Origin of the sequence: Bradyrhizobium ontarionense (genome assembly GCF_021088345.1) — a bacterium.
Classification (GTDB): Bacteria; Pseudomonadota; Alphaproteobacteria; order Rhizobiales; family Xanthobacteraceae; genus Bradyrhizobium; species Bradyrhizobium ontarionense.
The window spans coordinates 2,785,182-2,807,505 of record NZ_CP088156.1 but is presented as its reverse complement, the minus strand read 5'-3'; the positions used below and the strand labels follow the sequence as shown (position 1 = coordinate 2,807,505).

Genomic DNA, 22,324 nt, shown 5'->3' with positions numbered 1-22,324 from the left:
CGTCGTCGTATCCGAATGAACGATCATCGGAGAGGGAGAGGCGTGATGCTCGCCAAGCATATTCGCTTTGCAGCCGCCGTTGTGGTGCTGCTGCAGGTTTGCGCCGTAGACGCGGCACTTGCCGACTCGACGAGCCCGAGTGGCCAGGTCGGGACGACCTTTCCCGCGCACTTCCCGGTGATCCGCAATTTCTATCTGGGCAAGCCCGTGATCGGCTTCGGCTCGGAGAGCGGCCGGGTCACGCGTGTCCCGGTGATCTTCCTGCACGGCAACAACGATACGCCGTTCCCGACCGCCTGCAATCCGTTCGGACGTATGCAGGCGTTCGCGCAGTTCTTCCTCGACCACGGCTATCAGCCGCGCGAGCTTTGGGGGCTCGGTTATCAAGGCGATCAGTGCGACCTGGCGCAGGACAACACCCATCGTTCTGGAGTCGCGCACACGACCGCAGTGGCGGTCCCGATGCTCCGCCAGTTCGTCCAGGCGGTCCTCGACTTCACCGGAGCCAAGCGGGTCGACATCGTCGCGCACAGCCTGGGCGTCACCGTGGCGCGGGAGTGGATGCTGCAGGACAATACCTACCGCAAGGTACGGGCGCTGGTCGCCATTGACGGCCCCAATCACGGCATCATCGACTGCTCGCCCAACCCGGCCAACTTCTATCAGTTGGCGAGCGGCGGCGGCTTCACGCCGAGCAGTGCCGTCTGCAACGAGTACGGGTCTGATCACACGCAACTGCTCACGGTGCTGAATGCCGCGGGCGAGACCCCCGGTCCGACACGTTACCTGGTGATCCGCAACAAGCCGGGGACACCCGATTTCGTCTACAACAGCCTGCAGGACGGCGTGCTTCCCGGCGTGCCGGCCGAGGATCGGGACGGCAATGCGCATGACTTTACCGCCAGCGCCGGTCTCGCTGGGGCCGACACCATCGACCTGGTGGGGCAGGGGCAGTACGACCCGGTGCTTTCCACCACCCATCTCGGGATCCTGAATTCGCCCGACACGCGCAACGCGGCCTTGCAGTTCCTGGCCAGATTGCCGGGACGGGCCGATCAGGACGACCAATAGATCGAGAATCGCGCCTGGCGCTGCGCCTACTGATACGCGGACACGATATCGCTCACGGCGCGTTCGAGCTGCTGGGCCGTCGCGCAGGGGCGCACGACGTTGCAGAAGGTCTGGTAGCGCGGCATCTCGGAATCCCCCCAGCCCCAGGTCATGCGGCCCTCCGGATTGAGCCAGACGACGCGCTTGGCGCGTTCGGAGATCCGCTTCAGAATGTCGGCGCGCGGGTCGAGGTTGTTGCTGCGGGCGTCGCCGAGCATGATCACGGTGGTCTGAGGCGTGACCGAGGCCATGAACTGCTTTTCGAAATCGACGAGCGAGCTGCCGTAGTCCGACGAACCGAAGCCGACCTTGTCCATGATCTCGGCCATCGCCTCCTCGGCCGATTTCTGCTCCAGGATCTCGCTGACCTCGATCAGATGGCCGGAGAAGGCGAAGGACCTGACGTCGCTGACCACGTCGTGCAGGCTGTGGATCAGGAGCAGGAAGAAGTCCGAGACGCGGGCGACCGAGCCGGAGACGTCGCACAGCGCCACGATCTTCGGCCGATCGCGATGCCGGCGCTTCCACGCGGTGAGGAAGGGCACGCTGCCCCAGGCAGCGTTCCGCCTGATCGTGCGGCGCACGTCGAGATGGCCGCGGCGCTGGCGCTTGCGCGGCTTGCTGTAACGTTCGCGCAGGCGGCGGGCGATCTGCCGGATCAGGGCGCGCATCGCCGCGACCTGGCGCGGCTCGATGCGCGACAGCTGGGCGTTGCGTAGGATCTCGTGGCGGAGGTTCTCAGCCTCCTCGCGGCCGTACAGCGCCAGCGCCTGCGCGACGGTATCGCGCACGGTGTCGCGCAGGCCGTCGAGCGCCCCCTGCAGCCGTTCGGCCTGCGCTGGATTGCTTTCGGTCAGCGCGTCCAGATCGTCGCGCAGCCGCTGGATCCCCATCGCCTCCAGCATGCGGCTGGAGAACAGCCCGCGCTGGGTGAAGTAGCGGATGTCGGAGAGACCCACCGCGCTCGATGCGTTGGCGATCGCGGCCGAAATGTCGGCTGTGTTCCGCGCCAGCAGCATCTGGGCGAGGGGGCCGAGCTCGGCGTTCGTCTGGTCGACACCGTCTCGCGCGGATTGCGGCGCAGCCTGGGCCTCGTTCTGCGTAGCGTCCTGCTGCGCCTCGTCGTCCGCCTCCTGTCGCGTCGGATCGGCATGGGCGAAGAACAGGTCGAAGCAGGCGCCCAGCGCCTTCTTCTCGTCCTCGCTCTTGGCAAGGGTCAGCAGCAGGCTGTCGCGCAACACCATGCGATCGGCGAAGCCGACGGTCGCGACCGCGCGCATCGCGTCGATGCTCTCGGCCGGCGAGACATGCACCCCGGCGCCACGTGCGGCGCGAAGGAAGCGGTGCAGGTTCTCGCGCATCGGGAGCTAGAACACGTGCTGGCGCTGCGCCTTGGCGACGAAAGTCGTCACCTGCGGCAGCGCCACTTCGATGTCGGACTCGTATTTCAGCAGGACGTTGAGCGTGTCCTTGACCACCTCATGGCCGAGCTCGGCCGCCTGCAGCAGCACCAGCACGCGCGCCCAGTCGATGGTCTCGCTGACCGAGGGCTGCTTCTTCAGGTCGAGACTCCTGATGTCGTGGATGAAAGCGACGAGCTGCCGCCGCAAAGTCTGCGAGATGCCGGGCACGCGGCTCTCGACGATCCGCTCCTCCAGCTTCTGCTCGGGAAAGCCGATATGCAGATGCAGGCAGCGCCGCTTCAAGGCGTCGCCGAGATTGCGCTCGGAGTTGGAGGTCAGGATCACCGTCGGCGGCTTGGCGGCGGCAATGCTGCCCAGTTCGGGAATGGTGACCTGGAAGTCGGAGAGAATCTCCAGCAGCAGCGATTCGAACTCCGCGTCCGACTTGTCGATCTCGTCGATCAGGAGCACGCAGCCGTTCGGCTCGAGCAAAGCCTGCAGCAGAGGCCGTGGCTCGACGAATTCCTTGGAGAAGAACACGTCGCCGAAATCATGCAGCTGTGCGAGCGCCGCATGCAGCGTCTGCGCGCCGCCCAACACCTCGCCGAGCTTGTCCTTCAGGATCTGGGTGTACAGCAGCTGCTTGGCGTATTTCCACTCGTACAGCGCCTTGGCCTCGTCGAGCCCCTCATAGCATTGCAGCCGGATCATCTTCAGGCCGCGCCAGGCGGCGATGGCCTTGGCCAGCTCGGTCTTGCCGACGCCGGCCGGCCCTTCGACCAGGATCGGCTTGTCGATCGCCTGCGACAGGTAGACGGCGGTGGCGATCTGGCGGCTGGCGATATAGCCCTGCGCGGCAAGGCCGGCTTCGACGCCTGCGATGGCGGTGGCGGCTGAGGAGGGGGCCTGCGGATCAGCCAACGGTCGAACTCCGGTTGATTGCGGGATCCGAAGCGAGAGCGATCGGCGTTCCGGTCCCTGGTGTGGCCGTCAGGCGAAAACCCTGACATTTGCTGGCTTTGTGTTATGTCCTGGCTACGCGCCCGGCCAACCCTTGTCCAGTGCGTGCGCGGGTACCGGACGGCATGGCTGCCTCTCGCCGGCCGACCAGCCGAGACACCACTGACCTCATTACGCCGAGCGGAATATGAACCGATCCATCCTGCATCTCATCGTCCTCCTCGTCCTGGTCGTCGGAGGCGGCTGGATCATCGGCGCCTCCAACCTGCCGGGCGCCTGGTACGGCTCGCTGATCAAGCCGCCGTTCAATCCGCCGAACTGGCTGTTTCCGATCGCCTGGACCGTGCTCTACATCCTGGTGGCGGTGGCCGGCTGGCGCACCTATGAGCGCGTCGAAAGCGGTGCCGTGATGCAGGTGTGGTGGGGGCAATTGCTGCTGAACTTCGCCTGGTCTCCGGTGTTCTTCACCGCGCATCTGATGTGGGTGGCGCTTGGCATCATCGTCAGCATGTTCGTGCTGATCGTGACCTTCATCGTGCTGCAATGGCGCGCAGACCGGATCGCGGCGCTGCTGTTCGTGCCCTATGCCTGCTGGGTCGCGTTCGCGTCGGTGCTGAACCTGTCGCTGAATCTGCTGAATTGAGATGAGGCGGTGTTGATGGGGCGATGCTGGAAACCGTTGTGCGCGACGCAGCCTCATATTCCGCTGTCGTCCCGGCGCACGCCGGGACCCATACCGCGGACGGCCGATTGTGGGAAAAGACTCTGCATCACCTTCCTTTGTCGACAACAAGGGCCGGTGGCTATGGGTCCCTGCGTTCGCAGGGACGACAGTGGGGGGTGGGGCAGGCAGCCGCGCACGATCACGCCTGATCGAGGGGGCGCCCGCCCATGAACCTCAGGCAGCTCGAATATTTCGTGCAGGTCGCCGAGCTCGGCTCGTTCAGCAAGGCGGCATCCGTGCTCGACGTGGCGCAGCCGGCGCTGTCGCGCCAGGTGCGGGCGCTGGAATCCGAGCTGAAGCAGCAACTGTTCGCGCGCAACGGCCGCGGCGTGGCGCTGACGGAGGCCGGCAAGCGCCTGTTCGACCACAGCGTCGGCGTGCTGCAGCTGGTGGCGCATGCGCGCGAAGATCTCGGCGCCAGCCGCGATGCGCCGGTCGGCCGCGTCACCATCGGCCTGCCGCCGAGCATTGCGCGCCAGCTGACGCTGCCGCTGATCGAGCGCTTCCGCAAGGAGTTTCCGGCCGCGCGGCTCGCGGTCGTCGAGGGCCTGTCCACGCATGTCGTCGAATGGATCACCAGCGGCCGCATCGACGTCGGCATGGTCTATAATCCCGAAGCCCAGGCCGGTATCGAGATCACGCCGGTGCTGCAGGAGCCCTTGGCGCTGGTCAGCCACGCGCCGAAGGGCAAGCGCCGCGTCACCGCGCCGCTGCCAATGGCCGAGCTGTCGCGCTACAAGCTGATCATGCCGGAGCGGGTGCATGCGATGCGGCGCCTGCTGGAGACGCAGGCCGCGCTCGCCGGCATCCGGCTCGACATTGCCTGGGAGGTGTCGAGCGTGCCCTCGATCATCGATCTCGTCTGCGCCGGCTATGGCCACGCCGTGCTGACGCCGAGCGGCGTCGCCGCCTCAGGCCGCGCCGGCGAGCTCGCGATCCGGCCGCTGACCGAGCCCGCGCCGACCAGCGTGCTGTGCCTCGTCACGTCAGCGCACAAGCGGCCGACGCCCTTGGCGCAGCACACGATGAAGCTGGCCTCGGCGCTGATCCGCAAGCTGCCGCGGTAGTCGCGGATCGCCGGCACGACTATGTGGCCGTTTCATCCGAGATCTTGCGGCGCTGACGGTGCGCTCCCTCTCCCGGTTCTTACGGGGCCGCGACGAGCTTCGCTCGCGCTGAGAGGGTTGGGGTGAGGGGCAGCCGCACGGGTGGTGCGTGCCATTAGACCTGTACCCCCTCACCCGGATGGCATCTGTCGATGCCATCCGACCTCTCCCCGCAAGCGGGGCGAGGTGCACCGAGCGAGCCGAACGCGCGTCCCAAAACCATTTCAGACCCATTCTAAAATCAGCATGGCTCATTTGATATCTTATGCCGTTTTGGAATAGCTGATAGAAGCCGGCCGGCGCTGGCGCGCGTGGTCGCGCTCGGTCACAACTCCCGTCAATCCGCCGAAGGAGCAGGGCCGATCGCGCGTGGAGCGCGCCCCGTGGAACTCGGTGAGCACAAGAACAGCCCCCAAGGAAAGCAGAAGCGATGCAAACGACCGGCCGTGTCGACGTCCAGGCCTTTCTCGACGACCACAAGTTCTCCGCCTTCCAGTGGCTGATCTTCGCGCTCGGCTTCGTCATCGTGCTGCTCGACGGCTTCGACACTGCGGCGATCGGCTTCATCGCGCCGTCGCTGCTGAAGGAATGGGGGATCGAGAAATCGGCGCTCGGGCCGGTGCTGAGCGCGGCGCTGTTCGGCCTTGCTGCCGGCGCGCTGTTCGCGGGACCGGTGGCCGATCGTCTCGGCCGCAAGCTGGTGCTGGTCGGCTCGGTCCTGATCTTCGGCATCGCCTGCCTGGCCTCGGCGTTCGCGACCAATCTGACCGAGCTCACGGTGCTCCGCTGCGTCACCGGCATCGGGCTTGGAGCTGCCATGCCCAACGCCGTGACCCTGCTCAGCGAGTACTGCCCGGGCCGTTTGCGCGCCACCATGACCAATCTGATGTTCTGCGGCTTTCCGCTGGGGGCTGCGTGCGGCGGCTTCCTCGCCGCCTGGATGATCCCGCAATGGGGTTGGCGTAGCGTGCTGGTGCTTGGCGGCGTGACGCCGCTGGTGCTGACCGTGCTGCTGGTCGCAATCCTGCCGGAGTCCGTGCACTATCTGCTGTCGCGCGGCGCCACCGTCGAGCGCGTCCGCAAGGTGATGCGCAGGATCTCGAATGCCGCGTCCGACGTTGGCCAGTTCGTGATGCTGGAGCCGGAGCATGCCGAGACCACCCGCCGCGTCAACGCGACCGGCATCGGCATGGTGCTGTCGCCGGTGCTGCGCATCGGCTCGCTGATGCTGTGGGTCACCTATTTCATGGGGCTCGTGATCTTCTATTCGCTGATCAACTGGATGCCGGTCCTGTTCAAGGATGTCGGGCTCAACCCGCAGACCGCGACCCTGATCTCGGCGCTGTTCCCGCTCGGCGGCGTCGGCGCGGTGTTGTTCGGCCTGCTGATGGACCGCTTCAACGCCAACCGCATCGTGGCGGTCGGCTATGCCCTGACCGCGGTGACGATCTTCCTGATCGGCCAGGCGGTCGGCAACATCGGCTTGCTGGTGGTGATCGTGTTCGTCGCCGGCGTCGTCATGAACACGGCGCAGTCGTCGCTGCCGGCGCTGGCTGCCGCGTTCTATCCGACCCAGGGCCGCGCCACCGGCGTTGCCTGGATGATGGGCATCGGCCGCTTCGGCGGTATTGCCGGCTCCTTCCTGGTCGCCGAACTGACCGCGCGGCACCTGACCTTCAGCGAGATTTTCACCGTGATCGCGGTTCCCGGCTTGATCGCGGCGCTCGCCCTTGTGGTAAAGCAGGCCGTGGGACCCACGGGCCGTGCCAGCGGCAAGGATGTCGGCGCCCCCGTAGTGGCGCATTGAGCGGCGCGCGCGGCGCCACGGACGATAGAGAAGCTTGAGGGAGAGACTGACGTGATCATCGACGTGCACGGCCATTACACGACGGCTCCGAAGGCGCTCGAAGACTGGCGCAACCGGCAGATCGCGGGCATCAAGGATCCCTCCGTGATGCCGAAGGCGTCCGAGCTTTCGATCAGCGACGACGAGTTGCGCGAGAGCATCGAGAGCAACCAGCTCAAGAAGATGAAGGAGCGCGGCAGCGACCTCACCGTGTTCTCGCCGCGCGCCAGCTTCATGGCGCACCACATCGGCGACTTCCAGGTGTCCTCGACCTGGGCCGCGATCTGCAACGAGCTGTGCTATCGCGTCAGCAAGCTGTTCCCGGACAATTTCATCGGCGTCGCGATGCTGCCGCAATCGCCCGGCGTCGACCCCAAGACCTGCATTCCCGAGCTCGAGAAGTGCATCAACGAGTACGGCTTCGTCGGCATCAATCTGAACCCAGACCCGTCCGGCGGCCACTGGACCTCGCCGCCGCTGTCGGACCGGCACTGGTATCCGATCTACGAGAAGATGGTCGAGCTCGACATCCCCGCGATGATCCACGTCTCGACCAGCTGCAACGCCTGTTTCCACACCACCGGCGCGCATTATCTCAACGCCGACACCACGGCGTTCATGCAGTGCCTGACCTCGGACTTGTTCAAGGACTTCCCGACCCTGAAGTTCCTGATTCCCCATGGCGGCGGTGCGGTGCCGTATCACTGGGGCCGGTTCCGCGGCCTCGCCCAGGAACTGAAGAAGCCGCTGTTGAAGGATCATCTGCTCAACAACATTTTCTTCGATACCTGCGTCTATCATCAGCCCGGCATCGACCTGCTGACCGGCGTGATCCCGATCGACAACATCCTGTTCGCGAGCGAGATGATCGGCGCCGTCCGAGGGATCGATCCCGAGACCGGCTTCTACTATGACGACACCAAGCGCTACATCGAGGCGGCCAAGCTGACGCCCGAGCAGCGCCACCAGATTTACGAAGGCAATGCGCGGCGCGTGTTCCCGCGGCTCGACGCCGCGTTGAAGGCCCAAGGCAAGTGAACTAGGACCAGCGAGATGAGCACACCCATGAACAATCTCGGCATCGTCAAGAAGACCATCACCCGCGCCGACAAGGCGGCGGTGGAGAAGCTGTCCAAGTTCGGCGTCGCCACCATCCACGAGGCGATGGGCCGCGTCGGCCTGATGCAGTGCTACATGAGGCCGATCTATCCGACCGCCAAGATGTGCGGCACGGCCGTCACCGTGCTGCTGCAGCCCGGCGACAATTGGATGCTGCACGTCGCGGCCGAGCAGATCCAGCCCGGCGACGTCGTCGTCGCGGCCTGCACGGTCGAGAATACCGACGGCTTCTTCGGCGATCTGCTGGCGACCAGTTTTCGCGCCCGCGGTGCCAAGGGCCTGGTCATCGACGGCGGTGTGCGCGACGTCGCTGACCTGACCGAGATGCAATTCCCGGTATTCTCGCGCGCCATCAGCGCACGCGGCACGGTCAAGGCCACGCTCGGCTCGGTCAACATCCCGATCGTCTGCGCGGGCGTTGCCGTCAATCCTGGCGACGTGATCGTCGCTGATGTCGACGGCATCGTCGTGGTGCCGGCCGCTGTCGCACACCAGGCCGCTGAAGCCGCCGCCGCGCGCGAGGCCAACGAGGCCGACAAGCGCGAGAAGCTGGCGTCGGGCGTGCTCGGTCTCGATATGTACAAGATGCGCGAGCCGCTGGCGAAGGCCGGGCTCAAATACATCGATTGAGCGCAATGACCTTGGCGTCCAACCAGTGGCATGTCGGGCTGATCGGCTATGGCGAGGTCAGCAAGATCCTCGCCGAGGATCTGCGCAAGGACGGCGTGCGTGTCTCGGCCTATGACGTGAAGCTGGCGGACGCCAGGGGCGACGCGATGCGCAGCCACGCCGCTGAAATCGGCGTGACGCTCGCAGCCTCCCATGCCGAATTGGCGGCCCAGGCCGACTTCATCGTCTCTGCCGTCACCGCGAGCCAGGACGTGGCGGTGGCGGAGGCCTGCGCTGTGACCATCAAGCCGGGTGCCTGGTTCCTCGACTTCAACTCGGCCTCGCCCGGTGCCAAGCAACGCGCCGCTGATCTGGTCGACGGCGCCGGCGGGCGCTATGTCGAGGGTGCCGTGATGACCTCGGTGCCACCCTATCGCATCAAGGTGCCGCTGCTGCTCGGCGGCGCCGGTGCCCGCGAGCTGGCGCCGCTGCTCAACGAGCTCGGCTTTGCCGCCAAGCCCGCCAGCGACAAGCTCGGCGTCGCCTCGGCGACCAAGATGTGCCGCAGCATCATGATCAAGGGCCTCGAGGCGATGGTGATCGAGAGCTTCACCACCGCGCGTGCCTATGGCGTCGAGGACGCCGTGCTGGCGTCGCTGAAAGAAACGTTTCCCGGCATCGACTGGGAGAAGCAGGGCGCCTATTTCTTTCAGCGCGTGATCGAGCATGGCCGCCGCCGCGCCGAGGAGGTGAGGGAGGTCGCCGAGACCGTGCGCGACATCGGGCTCACGCCGTGGTCGGCGCAAGGCACCGCCGAGCGCCAGGCCTGGGTCGCCGACCTCGCCGATGACGGCCTGTTCGGCACGCGCGGAGCCAAGGACTTCGCACGCAGCCCGGACTGGCGTACCGAGGCCGACCGCATTCTCAACAAGATCAAGTCCAAGGAGTAGGGAACCTCATGGAGTTCCAGAAGACCCCCGGGTGGCTCGACTGGTACGACGGCCCGTCGAAGCCGCGCTTCAAGGTGCCGGCCGGATCAGTCGATGCGCATTGCCACGTGTTCGGCCCCGGCGCCGAATTCCCTTATGTGCCCGAGCGGAAGTACACGCCCTGCGACGCCTCCAAGCAGCAGCTCTATGCGCTGCGCGACCATCTCGGCTTCGCCCGGAACGTCGTGGTGCAGGCGACGTGTCATGGGGCCGACAACCGCGCCATGGTCGATGCGCTCGTGCATTCCAATGGCAAGGCTCGCGGCGTCGCCACGGTGAAGCGCAGCGTCGGCGATGCCGAGCTGCAGGCGATGCACGATGCCGGCGTCCGCGGCGTCCGCTTCAACTTCGTCAAGCGCCTGGTCGACTTCACGCCCAAGGACGAGCTGATCGAGATCGCCAACCGCATCAACAAGCTCGGCTGGCACGTCGTGATCTATTTCGAAGCCGTTGATCTGCCGGAGTTGTGGGACTTCTTCACGTCGCTGCCGACCACCGTGGTGGTCGACCACATGGGGCGTCCCGACGTCACCAAGCCGGTCGACGGGCCGGAGTTCGAGCTGTTTGTGAAGTTCATGCGCGAGCACAAGAACGTCTGGTCCAAGGTGAGCTGCCCGGAGCGGCTGTCGGTCGCCGGCCCGCGGGCGCTGAACGGCGAGCAGAACGCCTATCGCGACGTGGTGCCGTTTGCCAAGCGCATCGTCGAGACCTTCCCGGATCGCGTGCTGTGGGGCACCGACTGGCCGCATCCGAACCTGAAGGACCACATGCCCGACGACGGCCTCCTGGTCGATTTCATTCCGCATATCGCTGTCACGCCGGAGCTGCAGCGGAAGCTCTTGGTCGACAATCCGATGCGGCTTTACTGGCCCGAAGAATCCTGAAGGAGGGAAGCGATGTCGCTCGATAAACCCTATACCGACGTTCCCGGCACGACCATCTTCGACGCGGACATGTCGCGGATGGGCTATCACCTCAACCAGTTCTGCATGTCGCTGATGAAGGCCGAGAACCGCGCCCGCTTCAAGGCCAATGAGCGCGCCTATCTCGACGAATGGCCGATGAGCGAGGAGCAGAAGCAGGCGGTGCTGGACCGCGACCTCAACCGCTGCATTTCGCTCGGCGGCAACATCTACTTCCTGGCCAAGATCGGCGCGACCGACGGCAAGAGTTTTCAGCAGATGGCCGGCAGCATGACCGGCATGACCGAAGAACAATACCGCGACATGATGGTGAAGGGCGGCCGCTCGGTCGAGGGCAACCGCTACACCGGGGAGAAGAAGTAAATGGCCCAGATCTCCGCAAGCGTCTTCACCTCGCACGTGCCGGCGATCGGCGCCGCGCTCGACCTCGGCAAGACCGGCGAGGACTATTGGAAGCCGGTGTTCGCCGGCTACGACTTCGCCAAGCAGTGGGAGAAGGAGCAGAAGCCCGACGTCGTGTTCCTGGTCTTCAACGACCACGCGACCGCCTTCAGCCTGGACATGATTCCCACCTTCGCGATCGGCACCGCGGCCGAATATCAGCCGGCCGACGAGGGCTGGGGCCCGCGCCCGGTGCCGAAGGTGATCGGGCATCCGAAGCTCGCCGCGCATATCGCGCAGTCGGTGATCCAGGACGATTTCGATCTCACCATCGTCAACAAGATGGACGTCGACCACGGCCTCACCGTGCCGCTCAGCCTGGTGTTCGGCCAGGTCGATGCCTGGCCGTGCCCGGTGATCCCGTTCGCGGTCAATGTCGTGCAGTATCCGGTGCCGTCGGGCCGTCGCTGCTTCATGCTCGGCAAGGCGATCCGCAAGGCGATCGAGAGCTATGACGAGCCGCTCAACGTGCAGATCTGGGGCACCGGTGGCATGAGCCATCAGCTGCAGGGTCCTCGTGCCGGCCTGATCAATCGCGAATGGGACAATGCGTTCCTGGACAAGCTCATTAACGATCCGGACGGGCTGTCGAAGGTGCCGCACATCGATTACGTGCGCGAGGCCGGCAGCGAGGGCATCGAGCTCGTGATGTGGCTGATCGCGCGCGGCGCCATGAGCGACGTGAACGAAACGAAGAAGGGCAACGCGCCGACCGTGCGTCACCGCTTCTATCATGTGCCGGCCAGCAACACTGCGGTCGGCCATCTGATCCTGGAGAACAACTGATATGGCCAAGACCATCAAGGTCGCGCTTGCCGGCGCCGGCGCCTTCGGCATCAAGCATCTCGACGGCATCAAGAACATCGACGGCGTCGAGGTGGTGTCGCTGGTCGGGCGTCGTTTCGACCAGACCAAGGAAGTCGCCGACAAATACGGCATCAAGCACGTCTCGACCGAGCTTGCCGACAGCCTCAAGCTGCCGGAGGTCGACGCGGTGATCCTGTGCACGCCGACGCAGATGCATGCGGCGCAGGCGATCGACTGTCTCAAGGCCGGCAAGCATGTCCAGGTCGAGATTCCGCTCGCGGACTCGCTGAAGGATGCGCAGCAGGTGGTCGAGCTGCAGAAGGAGACCGGGCTGGTCGCGATGTGCGGCCACACCCGTCGCTTCAACCCCAGCCATCAATTCGTGCACAAGAAGATCAAGGCCGGCGAGTTCCACATCCAGCAGATGGATGTACAGACCTACTTCTTCCGCCGCACCAACATGAACGCGCTGGGCCAGCCGCGCAGCTGGACCGACCATCTGTTGTGGCACCACGCCGCGCACACGGTCGACCTGTTCGCCTATCAGGCGGGCTCGCCGATCGTGAAGGCCAATGCGGTGCAGGGACCGATCCACCCAAATCTCGGCATCGCCATGGACATGTCGATCCAGCTGAAGGCCGCCAATGGCGCGATCTGCACCTTGTCGCTGTCGTTCAACAATGACGGCCCGCTCGGAACTTTCTTCCGCTACATCGGCGACACCGGCACCTACATCGCCCGCTACGACGATCTGGTGAACGGCAAGGAAGAGAAGATCGACGTGTCGAAGGTCGACGTCTCCATGAACGGCATCGAGCTGCAGGACCGCGAGTTCTTCGCCGCCATCCACGAGGGCCGCGAGCCCAACGCCTCCGTCGCCCAGGTGCTGCCCTGCTACCAGGTGCTGCACGATCTCGACGAGCAGCTCGCCAAGGGCTGACGAGGGCTGAGACATGGCCCTCCTCGCGCGGATCAGCGCGGGGAGGGGACCTCCGGCGGGCGGCCCGCTGACGAGCGTTGCGCAGGAGCTGCGGCTTCGCTTACCATCGGCTCCAGCAACATGGGGTCGCTCTTGTCCGTTCAATCGCCGCAACCTGTCCCGACCGAAACATTCACCGACGCGGCTGCCGCGGTGGCGCGCCTCGAAGAGATCTACGAGCGCAACACCGCGTTCCTGCGCGGTCATTTCGAGGCCTATGCCAACGGCGTGGTGCCGGCGGCCCGGATCCGGGCGACCTATCCGTTCGTGCGCCTCACGACGGCGAGCCACGCCCGGCTCGACTCGCGTCTCGCTTATGGCTTCGTCGCGGGGCCTGGTGTGCACGAGACCAGCGTGACGCGGCCGGATCTGTTCCGGTCGTACCTGACCGAGCAGATCCGTCTGCTGATCGAAAATCACGGCGTTCCGGTCGAGATCGGCGAGTCGTCCGAGCCGATCCCGATCCATTTCGCCTATCGGCGCGACATCAACATCGAGACGGCGCTGCCGCATCACGAGAGCCCGCTGGTGACGCGCTCGCTGCGCGACGTGTTCGACGCGCCGGATCTTTCGGCGATGGACGACGCCATTGCCGACGGCACGCTCGAATTGCGACCAGGCGCGTCCGAGCCGCTGTCGCTGTTTCGCGCCGCGCGCGTCGACTACTCGTTGCGCCGGCTCTATCACTATACGGGCACCGACCCGGACCATTTCCAGAACTTCGTCATCTTCACGAACTATCAGTTCTATGTCGACGCCTTTGCTGACTGGGGCCGGCAGCAGCTCGCGTCCGGGCAGATTGGACCCGAGGCCTTCGTCGAGCCGGGCAACGTCATCACGCGCAATGCGCGCCTCGGCGGCGGCACAACAGGCACGGCGCCTGCGCGCACGCCGCAGATGCCGGCGTTTCATCTCGTCGAGCCGGGTCACCAGGGCATCACCCTGATCAATATCGGCACCGGCCCGTCCAACGCCCGCAACGTTACTGACCACATCGCCGTGCTGCGGCCGCATGCCTGGCTCATGGTCGGCCACTGTGCGGGTCTCCGCAATACGCAGCGGCTCGGCGACTACGTGCTTGCCCACGGCTATGTCCGCGAGGATCATGTGCTCGACCAGGAGCTGCCGCCCTGGGTGCCGATCCCGGCGCTGGCGGAGGTGCAGGTGGCGCTGGAGGAGGCCGTGGAAGCGGTCACCGGCTATTCCGGCTTCGAACTGAAGCGGCTGATGCGGACCGGCACGGTCGCGAGCGTCGACAACCGCAACTGGGAGATCAGCGGGCCGGCGGTGATCCGGCGGCTGTCGCAGTCGCGCGCGATTGCGCTCGATATGGAGTCGGCCACGATCGCGGCCAACGGTTATCGCTTTCGCGTGCCCTACGGCACCTTGCTCTGCGTCTCCGACAAGCCGCTGCACGGCGAGATCAAGCTCGCGGGCATGGCCGGCGACTTCTACCGCCAGCGCGTCGGCCAGCATCTCCAGATCGGTCTCAAGGCGCTGGAGCTTCTGAAGCACCAGGAGTCGGAGCGGCTGCATTCGCGCAAGCTGCGCAGCTTTGCCGAGGTGGCGTTTCAGTAGCCGCGCGAGCGAGCAGCCGCTCAACGCCCCCGGCGCTCGTCGAACGCCTGACGGGCCAGCTCGACCTCGGGCATCTTGGCGATGGTCCAGGCATAGAGCGCGCGGAACGGCGGCTGCAGCGTGCGCCCAAGCGGTGTGATCTCGTATTGCACCGCGACCGGTGCATCCGCGATCACTTGGCGCGACACCAACCCGTTGCGCTCCAGCCGGCGCAGGCACTGCGTCAACGCCTTCTGGGTGACGCCCTCGAGCTGCTTCTTGATCACGTTGAAGCGCAGCGGTCCGGAATCGAGCACGGCCAGCACCATCATCGACCATTTGTCGGCGATCTGGTCGATCAGTACCCGGCTCGGGCATTCCGACGAGAAGTGCTGCGGTTTGCAGCGGGGCGGTGTGTGATCCGCTTCCGAAAGTGTGGTCATGGGCGCGGTGTCCTCGAATATACCTGAGCGACTTCGGGTGCCTTATTGACAGCAGGTTTACGAAGTATACTTGGATGGTTCCGAACGCAATGGAGCTCTTTGAATGTCCGACCTCGATACCAGCGTGCTGTTTCGCCCCTTTCGCCTGAAGACGCTGGAGCTGAAGAACCGCATCGTCATGGCGCCGATGACGCGCAATGCGGCGCCCAATGGAATTCCGGGTGACGCAAACGTCGCCTATTACCGCCGCCGCGCCGAAGGCGGGGTGGGGCTGATCCTCTCCGAGGGCACTGTGATCAACCGGCCGGCCTCCAAGAACGAGCCCAACATTCCCTTCTTCCACGGTGATGCGGCGCTCGCCGGATGGCAGCACATCGCCGCCGCCGTCCATGCTGCAGGCGGCCGCATGGGGCCGCAGATCTGGCACACCGGCTCGACCAAGGGCATGAGCCGCTGGGAGCCGGACGCGCCGGTCGAGAGTCCGTCCGGGCTGGTTGCGCCGGACAAGCCGCGCGGCAACACGATGACCGAGAAGGACATTGCCGACACCGTCGCCGCCTTCGCGCAAGCCGCGGCTGATGCCAAGCGGATCGGTTTCGATACGGTCGAGATTCATGGTGCGCATGGCTATCTCATCGACCAGTTCTTCTGGTCCGGCACCAACAAGCGCGAGGACCGCTACGGCGGCGCCACCATCAAGGAGCGCGCGCGCTTTGCCGGCGAGATCGTCGCCGCGATCCGCGCCGCGGTCGGCCCTGATTTCCCGATCATCCTGCGCGTCAGCCAGTGGAAGCAGCAGGACTACGCGGCGCGGCTCGCGGAGACCCCGGCGCTGATGGCCGACTGGCTGCAGCCGCTGGTCGATGCCGGCGTCGACATCCTGCACTGCTCGCAGCGCCGCTTCTGGGAGCCGGAATTCCCGGACGTCGACGGCGAGAAGGGACTGAACTTCGCCGGCTGGGCCAAGAAGATCACGGGTGCGGCGACCATCAGCGTCGGCTCGGTCGGCCTCGACGGGGACTTCTTCTCGGCCTTCGCCGGCAAGCCGTCGACGACGGCCGATCTCGACAATCTGCTGGAGCGCATGGCGAAGGACGAGTTCGACCTCATCGCCGTCGGTCGTGCGCTGATCAGCGATGCCGAATGGGCCGCCAAGATCAAGTCCGGCGAGAAGGCCGGGCTCAAGGGCTTCAACGCCGCGGATCTGGGCGCGCTGGTTTGAGCTTCTGACGTGCTCCGTCATGCGGGCCTATTCGGGTTCACCTCTTGCAGCGTAGAAGATGCGCTGCATTGTTAGTTGAAGTCGATCAGTAGCCTCTCGCTCGGTGCACCCTCTCCCCCTGTGGGAGAGGGTGCATTGCATGAGCGCAGCGACATGCGAGCCGGGTGAGGGGTCTCTCTCCACATCCGCCCGTGCGGATGGAGACCCCTCACCCGCCTGCGATGCTTCGCATCTCCGGCACCCTCTCCCACAAGGGGAGAGGGTGCACCGAGCTCGTGGCGAGGTATTCGTCTCTCTCTCCTATCAGGTCGACGGTATGCGCGTTGATGACGAAACATCTTCATTGCGCCTTGCTCGACTATCCCTGTGTCTCCGGCAGCATGACGACCAATCCCTCCACCGCCGCCGTCGCCTTGATCTGGCAGGCGAGGCGGCTGGTCGGGCGGAGCTCGGCGGCGGCCGTGTCGAGCATGTCCTCCTCGGCCGCATCAGGTGGTGCGAGGTCGCCGAGCCGGGCTTCCTCGACATAGCAATGGCAGGTGCCGCAGGCGCAGGAGCCGCCGCATTCGCCGACGATGCCGTCGACGCCATTGGCGAGCGCGCCCTGCATCAGGCTCCAGCCGTCCTCGACGTCGATTGTCTTCCGCGTGCCTGAGGGCTCGACATAGATGATGTTGACCATTGTTGCTGTCCCGGCGTTTCCTCAATGCACCGTCAGCTCGAGATACATCGGGCTGCGGAAGGTCGATGACGGCATCCAGGGCAGTTGCTCCTGGGTGCGGCGATAATCCGGCACCACCTTGTGCAATTCATCGAACGCGATCTTGATCGCCATGCGCGCGATCGCAGATCCAAGACAGGCGTGCACGCCGCCGCCGAAGCCGAGATGGCCGCGCGGCTTGCGGGTGATGTCATAGACATCGGGATTGGCGAACTGCCGCTCGTCACGGTTGCCGGAGCCGTAGGCGAGGCAGACGAATTCACCTTCGCGCATGGTCTGGCCGTGCAAGGTCACGTCCTTCTGCAGGCCGCGGCGGAAGCGCTGCGCCGAGGTGTTGAAGCGCAGCGATTCTTCCACCGCATCCGCCAGCAGATCGGGGTTGGCGACGACCGCGCGGCGCGCGTCGGCGTAGTCGGCGAGGTTATAGGCGAGCATGGTCATGAAGCCGCCGAGCGACTCGATGCCGGCCATGATCAGCGTCGTCGTGGTCAGCAGCACCTCGCGCTCGTCGAGCTTGTCGCCATCGATCTCGGCCATGCTGAAATGCGAGATCAAATCGTTCTGCGGCCGCGCGCGCCGCTCGGCGATCACCCCCGCGGCATAGTCCTGCATCCAATTATACGCCGCGATGTGTTGCGGCCCCTTGGCGCGGGTCACCGGATCGCTCTGTACCATCAGTACGGCCTTGTCGCGCACCGTCTGCTCGTCGCCGAGCGGCAGGCCGAGGGCGGCGAACAGCACGCGCACGGTGAATTTCGAGGAGAACTCCTCGATGAAGTCGAAGCGCTCCTGGCCGCGCAGCGCGTCGGCCGCGGTGCGGGCGATGTCACGGATCGGCCCCGAAAGGCTCTCCAGATTGCGCTTCATGAAGGCGTGCTGGACCAGGCCGCGCAGCCGGTCGTGGCGCGGCGGATCGGTGGTGCCGAGCGTCGCGCCGGCGCGGTTTGGCAGCTCGGTCATCAGGTTGCCCTTGGCCGAGGAATAGGTCTGCCAGCTCGAGCCCGCCGAGACGATGTCGGCATAGCGCGACAGCACCCACATCTGGGCCTGCTGGCTCCAGAAGCAGGGATGCTCGTCGCGGAGCGTCTTGTAGAAGGGGAACGGGTCGGCATCGACCGCGGGCGCATACGGGTCGAACGTGAACATCAGGGCCTCCTCTCCATGTGGCATCGGGTGTTGTTTGTTATTTTCACTGATCTAACCGAGCGGCGGCCGCAGCGTGAGACACGAACGCCGGTCAAGACTTGTACTTTTCCGACATTCGGGTTTAGCTCTCGGCGATGCCGCGATTTCGCACCAAGCCGTCGATTCCCGCCTTTGCGCTGTACGGCGAGGCGTCCGCCGCGCAGGCGGACATGCTGCACATTGAGCCGATCCAGGTGCGCAGCCGGCTGTATCGCTGGGAGATCGAGGCCCATACGCATCAGGGCCTGCATCAGATCCTGTGGGTTGCTTCCGGCCCCGCCGAGATCGCCCTGGACGAAAGCCGCGCGCGCTGCACCGGTCCGGTCGCCGTCGTGATCCCGCCCGGCGTGGTCCATGCCTTCCGCTTCTCGCGCGAGACCGACGGTTACGTGCTGACCTTCAATCCCCGCGCCGTCGTCGAAGGCGACGTGCCGGCGACCGGCGAGGCGCTGCGCGATTTGTTTGCAACGCCGCAAATCCTGCATCTGGAGCCGCAGGCCGTCGCGACGGTCCGGATCGGTGCGCTGTTCGTCGATCTCGCGGACGAGTTCGCCGCCGCCGATTCCGCGGCTTCCCCGGTGCCGCATTGGCTCGGGCGTTCGATCGTGTGGCGGCTGGCGCAGCAGAGCGCGCGGCAGTCGCAGGGGGCGCGGCGGGGCAGCAGCCATGCGGCGTTGTTCACGCGCTTCATCGTGCTGGTCGAGGCGCATCACCGTGATCATTGGTCGGTGGCGCGCTATGCGGACGAGCTCGGCATGACCCCGGAGCGGCTGAACCGGCTGACCCGCGCCGAGACCGGCCAGTCCGCGCTCGACATCGTGCATGCGCGGCTGGCGCGCGAAGCCTGCCGCCGGCTCACCTATATTGCAGCGCCGGTGTCGAAGCTGGCGTTCGAGCTCGGCTTCAAGGACCCCGCCTATTTCTGCCGCTTCTTCAAGCGCCATACGGGGGCCAGCCCGCGCGACTACCGGCGTGCCATGGGCGTGGATGACGGCGCAGCGCCGGCGATGCGCTGACCGGCGGCGCCTGATACCGCTGCATCGTGCTTCTTGCGCCGCGGCATGGTGTCGGAAAAGTGCAAGAGAATGCAGCGTCCATCCAAGTGTATCAGCGCGTTTCTTGCTAGAATCTGCGATTGAAAAGCAAGCCCAACAATCCTGCCTGCATGAATCCGGGAGAGATGCCTCATGAAAGTCCAAGTCTGCATCATCGGCGGCGGTCCTTCCGGCCTGATGCTGTCGCAACTGCTGCATCTGCAGGGCATCGACACCATCGTCCTGGAAAAATCCAGCCGCGACTACGTGCTGTCGCGCATTCGCGCCGGCGTGCTCGAGCACGGCTTCGCCGAGCTGATGCGCGAGGCGCAGTGCGGCGAGCGCATGGACCGCGAGGGCGAGATCCATCACGGCTTCTACATCGCCCATGACGGCAAGCTCGACCGCGTCGACCTGCACAAATATTCCGGCGGCTCCTCGGTGGTGGTCTACGGCCAGACCGAGCTGACGCGCGATCTCTACGAGGCTCGCGACAAGCTCGGCGGCAAGGTCGTGCACAACGCGCTCGACGTGACGCCGCACGACGTCGCCTCCGACAAGCCCTACGTCACCTATCGTACCGGCGAAGAGGTGATCCGCGTCGACTGCGACTACATCGTCGGCGCCGACGGTTTTCATGGCGTCAGCCGCAAGTCGATCCCGCAGGACAAGCTGCAGGAGTTCGAGCGGGTCTATCCGTTCGGCTGGCTCGGCGTGCTGTCGCGCACCAAGCCGGTGTCGCCGGAGCTGATCTATGCCAAGCACGAGCGCGGCTTCGCGCTGTGCTCGCTGCGCTCGCAGGTGCTGAGCCGCTACTACGTCCAGGTGCCGCTCACCGACAAGGTCGAGGACTGGAGCGACGATGCGTTCTGGGAGGAGCTGAAGCGCCGCCTGCCGGAGAAGGTCGCGGCCGAGCTGATCACCGGGCCGTCGATCGAGAAGAGCATCGCGCCGTTGCGCAGCTTCGTCGCCGAGCCGATGCGCTACGGCCGGCTGTTCCTCGCCGGCGACGCGGCGCATATCGTGCCGCCAACCGGCGCGCGCGGGCTCAACTCGGCGGCGTCCGATATCTACTATCTCTATCACGGCCTGCTCGATCACTACAAAAAGGGCGACGACACCGGCATCGACGGCTACTCGCAGCGGGCGCTGGCGCGGATCTGGAAGGCGCAGCGCTTCTCCTGGTGGATGACGACCTTGCTGCATCGCTTCCCCGACCGGCTGTCCTACGACGACAAGCTGCAGGACACCGAGCTCGCCTATCTGTTCTCCTCCGAGGCCGCGCAGCGGTCGCTGGCGGAGAACTATGTCGGGCTGCCGTTCTAGCTGAAGGCCTGCTACAACACACGAAGCGAATCCGCGCCGGCTCGGCGTGGATATGAGATCCCGGATCAACGGGACCATAAAGGGAAGGAACTGACCATGATGAGATGGACGAGCGTGCGTTGCGCGAGCGCTGTCGTCGTTTTGACGTCGCTGACAGCGATATCTCCTGCAGGCGCTGCGGCGTTGGTCGGCGATGCCGCAGCGAGCTGCAACGGATTGGCTGGCACAGCTGAGGGTGCGGTGCGGATCGATACGGCCGCGATGCAGACGCCATCGCCCCTTTCGGTGGCGGAAAAGGCTGGTTCGCCGGCGGCGCGCGTCGTTCCGGCTACTCCGGCCTTCTGCAAGGTGCTCGGGCACATCGAGCCGAAAGACCCGACTGCGCCGCCGATCAAGTTCGAGGTGAATCTGCCGGCCGACTGGAACGGACGCTCGCTGCAATATGGCGGCGGCGGCTTCAACGGCGTGCTGATCACCGGTCTCGGCCTGCCGCCGGCCTATCCGTTCGACAAGGCATCGCCGCTCGCGCGCGGCTTCGTCACCTACGGCACCGACTCGGGCCACGAGTCCAAACCGGGCGAGCCGCCGCAGACCTTCGCGCTCAACGACGAGGCGTTCGAGAATTTCGCGCATGTCGCCTACAAGAAGGTGCGGGATGCGGCCATCATGGTCGTGCAGCGCGCCTACGGCAAGGCGCCCGAGAAGATGTACTTCATGGGCTCCTCCGAAGGCGGCCGCGAGGCGCTGACCATGGCGCAGCGCTATCCTGACGATTTCGACGGCATCTTCGCCCGCGTGCCCGTGATCAACTGGGTCGGGCTGCAGCATGCCGGCACGCGCGGCGGGCTGGTGACGATGGGCGAGGGCTGGATCAGCCCGGCCCAGGTCAAGCTGGTGGCGGATGCGGTTCGCAAGAGCTGTGACAAGGCCGACGGCGCCGAGGATGGCCTCGTGGCAGACGCCGTCGGCTGCAAGGCGAGCTTCAAGCCGGAAAGCCTGCGCTGCCCCGACGGCAAGAGCGGTGATGCCTGCCTGACCGATGCGCAGATCAAGGCGATCACGACCTTGCATGAGCCCTACAAGTTCTCCTTCGCTCTCGCCAACGGGCTCGACGATTATCCGGGCTGGGGCATCTCCGGCGAGGACACCGAGGGTTTTGCCTCTGCGGGCGGCTGGATCTCGTGGTGGCTCGGCAAGGCGGCACCGACGCAGCCTCCGACGCCCGCGAATGGCATCGCCTGGGTGTTCGGCGCCGGCGGCACGCAGTATGTGTTCGCGCGTGATCCCAAGCTCGACGTCACCAAATATCGGCCGGAAGATTACAAGGACCGCCTGCTGCAGGTCTCGCAGCTGATGGATTCCACCAATCCGGATCTCAGCCGCTTCCGCGCTCATGGCGGCAAGCTCGTGATCCTCGAGCATATGGCTGACTACGCGCAGAGCCCTTACGCCGGCATCCGCTATTTCGAGTCTGTCGAGCGCAAGCTCGGCAAGGCGGAAACGGCGGAGTTTGCCCGGCTCTACACCGCGCCTGGCGTCGACCATGTCGGCAACGGCGCGCCGGCCAATGTCGACATGCTGAGCGTGCTGGTCGACTGGGTCGAGACCGGCAAGGCGCCCGGCGATCTCGAAGTCGCCGAGCAGAAGATCGAAGCGCCGGCCTTCACGGTGACGCGCAGCCTGCCGTTGTGCCGCTGGCCCTCCTGGCCGCGATACAAGACGGGTCCGGTCGCGCTGGCCGCGAGCTTCAGCTGCGCGCCATAGCGGGTCGGTGTGGAGGAGGACGTGAGGCCAACTCATCGTCTCTTCTTCGTCATCGC

The 22,324-nt window shown here is 65.6% G+C and carries 21 protein-coding genes; 16 read left to right on the top strand and 5 right to left on the bottom strand.

Going from position 1 to position 22,324, the window contains the following annotated elements; translation table 11 throughout:
- The first annotated feature begins 45 nt into the window (after nucleotides 1-45).
- Complete coding sequence (locus tag LQG66_RS12665; RefSeq protein WP_231326550.1) at nucleotides 46-1,071, top strand: alpha/beta hydrolase family protein; 1,026 nt, start codon at nucleotides 46-48, stop codon at nucleotides 1,069-1,071.
- Nucleotides 1,072-1,097: 26 nt separating this feature from the next.
- On the opposite strand, the gene LQG66_RS12660 is transcribed toward LQG66_RS12665, so the two are convergent.
- Both LQG66_RS12660 and LQG66_RS12655 read right to left on the bottom strand, forming a co-directional pair.
- The gene (locus LQG66_RS12660; protein WP_231326549.1) at nucleotides 1,098-2,471 is read right to left on the bottom strand and encodes a vWA domain-containing protein; all 1,374 of its coding nucleotides are present in this window, start codon (nucleotides 2,469-2,471) and stop codon (nucleotides 1,098-1,100) included.
- Nucleotides 2,472-2,477: 6 nt separating this feature from the next.
- The gene (locus LQG66_RS12655; protein WP_231326548.1) at nucleotides 2,478-3,434 is read right to left on the bottom strand and encodes an AAA family ATPase; all 957 of its coding nucleotides are present in this window, start codon (nucleotides 3,432-3,434) and stop codon (nucleotides 2,478-2,480) included.
- A gap of 226 nt (nucleotides 3,435-3,660) precedes the next feature.
- Here LQG66_RS12655 and LQG66_RS12650 point away from each other — a divergent pair, with 226 nt between their 5' ends.
- From LQG66_RS12650 to LQG66_RS12600, 11 genes are all read left to right on the top strand, one after another.
- Nucleotides 3,661-4,116 carry a TspO/MBR family protein gene (locus LQG66_RS12650; protein ID WP_231326547.1) on the top strand — a complete coding sequence of 152 codons (456 nt, stop codon included), beginning with the start codon at nucleotides 3,661-3,663 and terminating at the stop codon, nucleotides 4,114-4,116.
- Nucleotides 4,117-4,364: 248 nt separating this feature from the next.
- Nucleotides 4,365-5,264 carry a LysR family transcriptional regulator gene (locus tag LQG66_RS12645; protein ID WP_231326546.1) on the top strand — a complete coding sequence of 300 codons (900 nt, stop codon included), beginning with the start codon at nucleotides 4,365-4,367 and terminating at the stop codon, nucleotides 5,262-5,264.
- A 469-nt stretch (nucleotides 5,265-5,733) separates the two neighbouring features.
- The gene (locus LQG66_RS12640) at nucleotides 5,734-7,110 is read left to right on the top strand and encodes an MFS transporter (RefSeq protein ID WP_231326545.1); all 1,377 of its coding nucleotides are present in this window, start codon (nucleotides 5,734-5,736) and stop codon (nucleotides 7,108-7,110) included.
- Between the two features lie 51 nt (nucleotides 7,111-7,161).
- Nucleotides 7,162-8,187, top strand: coding sequence for an amidohydrolase family protein (locus tag LQG66_RS12635; protein WP_231326544.1), 1,026 nt, complete (start codon nucleotides 7,162-7,164; stop codon nucleotides 8,185-8,187).
- Nucleotides 8,188-8,202: 15 nt separating this feature from the next.
- Complete coding sequence (gene ligK / locus LQG66_RS12630; protein WP_231326543.1) at nucleotides 8,203-8,898, top strand: 4-carboxy-4-hydroxy-2-oxoadipate aldolase/oxaloacetate decarboxylase; 696 nt, start codon at nucleotides 8,203-8,205, stop codon at nucleotides 8,896-8,898.
- Nucleotides 8,899-8,903: 5 nt separating this feature from the next.
- Nucleotides 8,904-9,827: an NAD(P)-dependent oxidoreductase gene (locus LQG66_RS12625; protein ID WP_231326542.1), complete on the top strand. Its 924-nt coding sequence runs from the start codon at nucleotides 8,904-8,906 to the stop codon at nucleotides 9,825-9,827.
- A gap of 8 nt (nucleotides 9,828-9,835) precedes the next feature.
- The gene (locus LQG66_RS12620) at nucleotides 9,836-10,750 is read left to right on the top strand and encodes an amidohydrolase family protein (protein WP_231326541.1); all 915 of its coding nucleotides are present in this window, start codon (nucleotides 9,836-9,838) and stop codon (nucleotides 10,748-10,750) included.
- Nucleotides 10,751-10,762: 12 nt separating this feature from the next.
- Entirely contained in the window at nucleotides 10,763-11,152 is a 390-nt protein-coding gene (gene ligA, locus LQG66_RS12615) for a protocatechuate 4,5-dioxygenase subunit alpha (RefSeq protein ID WP_231326540.1), read from the top strand.
- Nucleotides 11,153-12,016: a class III extradiol dioxygenase subunit beta gene (locus LQG66_RS12610; protein ID WP_231326539.1), complete on the top strand. Its 864-nt coding sequence runs from the start codon at nucleotides 11,153-11,155 to the stop codon at nucleotides 12,014-12,016.
- 1 nt (nucleotide 12,017) lies between these two features.
- Nucleotides 12,018-12,977, top strand: coding sequence for a Gfo/Idh/MocA family oxidoreductase (locus LQG66_RS12605; RefSeq protein ID WP_231326538.1), 960 nt, complete (start codon nucleotides 12,018-12,020; stop codon nucleotides 12,975-12,977).
- A gap of 120 nt (nucleotides 12,978-13,097) precedes the next feature.
- A complete protein-coding gene (locus LQG66_RS12600) occupies nucleotides 13,098-14,594 on the top strand; it encodes an AMP nucleosidase (protein WP_231326537.1) in 1,497 nt (498 codons plus the stop codon).
- Nucleotides 14,595-14,614: 20 nt separating this feature from the next.
- Here the strand turns inward: LQG66_RS12600 and LQG66_RS12595 are convergent, their stop codons facing one another.
- Nucleotides 14,615-15,016 (bottom strand): winged helix-turn-helix transcriptional regulator, encoded by a 402-nt coding sequence (locus tag LQG66_RS12595; protein ID WP_231326536.1) that lies wholly within the window; start codon nucleotides 15,014-15,016, stop codon nucleotides 14,615-14,617.
- Between the two features lie 103 nt (nucleotides 15,017-15,119).
- On the opposite strand from LQG66_RS12595, the gene LQG66_RS12590 reads away from it, so the two are divergent.
- Nucleotides 15,120-16,238, top strand: a complete 1,119-nt coding sequence (locus LQG66_RS12590; RefSeq protein ID WP_231326535.1) for an NADH:flavin oxidoreductase — start codon at nucleotides 15,120-15,122, stop codon at nucleotides 16,236-16,238.
- A gap of 358 nt (nucleotides 16,239-16,596) precedes the next feature.
- Here the strand turns inward: LQG66_RS12590 and LQG66_RS12585 are convergent, their stop codons facing one another.
- Together LQG66_RS12585 and LQG66_RS12580 are read right to left on the bottom strand one after the other, a co-directional pair.
- On the bottom strand, nucleotides 16,597-16,920 hold the full coding sequence (locus LQG66_RS12585) for a 2Fe-2S iron-sulfur cluster-binding protein (RefSeq protein ID WP_231326534.1): 324 nt from the start codon (nucleotides 16,918-16,920) through the stop codon (nucleotides 16,597-16,599).
- Between the two features lie 21 nt (nucleotides 16,921-16,941).
- Entirely contained in the window at nucleotides 16,942-18,105 is a 1,164-nt protein-coding gene (locus LQG66_RS12580) for a cytochrome P450 (protein WP_231326533.1), read from the bottom strand.
- 134 nt (nucleotides 18,106-18,239) lie between these two features.
- On the opposite strand from LQG66_RS12580, the gene LQG66_RS12575 reads away from it, so the two are divergent.
- From LQG66_RS12575 to LQG66_RS12565, 3 genes are all read left to right on the top strand, one after another.
- Nucleotides 18,240-19,160 carry a helix-turn-helix domain-containing protein gene (locus tag LQG66_RS12575; RefSeq protein ID WP_231326532.1) on the top strand — a complete coding sequence of 307 codons (921 nt, stop codon included), beginning with the start codon at nucleotides 18,240-18,242 and terminating at the stop codon, nucleotides 19,158-19,160.
- Between the two features lie 171 nt (nucleotides 19,161-19,331).
- On the top strand, nucleotides 19,332-20,504 hold the full coding sequence (gene pobA / locus LQG66_RS12570; RefSeq protein ID WP_231326531.1) for a 4-hydroxybenzoate 3-monooxygenase: 1,173 nt from the start codon (nucleotides 19,332-19,334) through the stop codon (nucleotides 20,502-20,504).
- 96 nt (nucleotides 20,505-20,600) lie between these two features.
- Nucleotides 20,601-22,268, top strand: a complete 1,668-nt coding sequence (locus LQG66_RS12565) for a tannase/feruloyl esterase family alpha/beta hydrolase (protein ID WP_231326530.1) — start codon at nucleotides 20,601-20,603, stop codon at nucleotides 22,266-22,268.
- Nucleotides 22,269-22,324 lie beyond the last annotated feature (56 nt).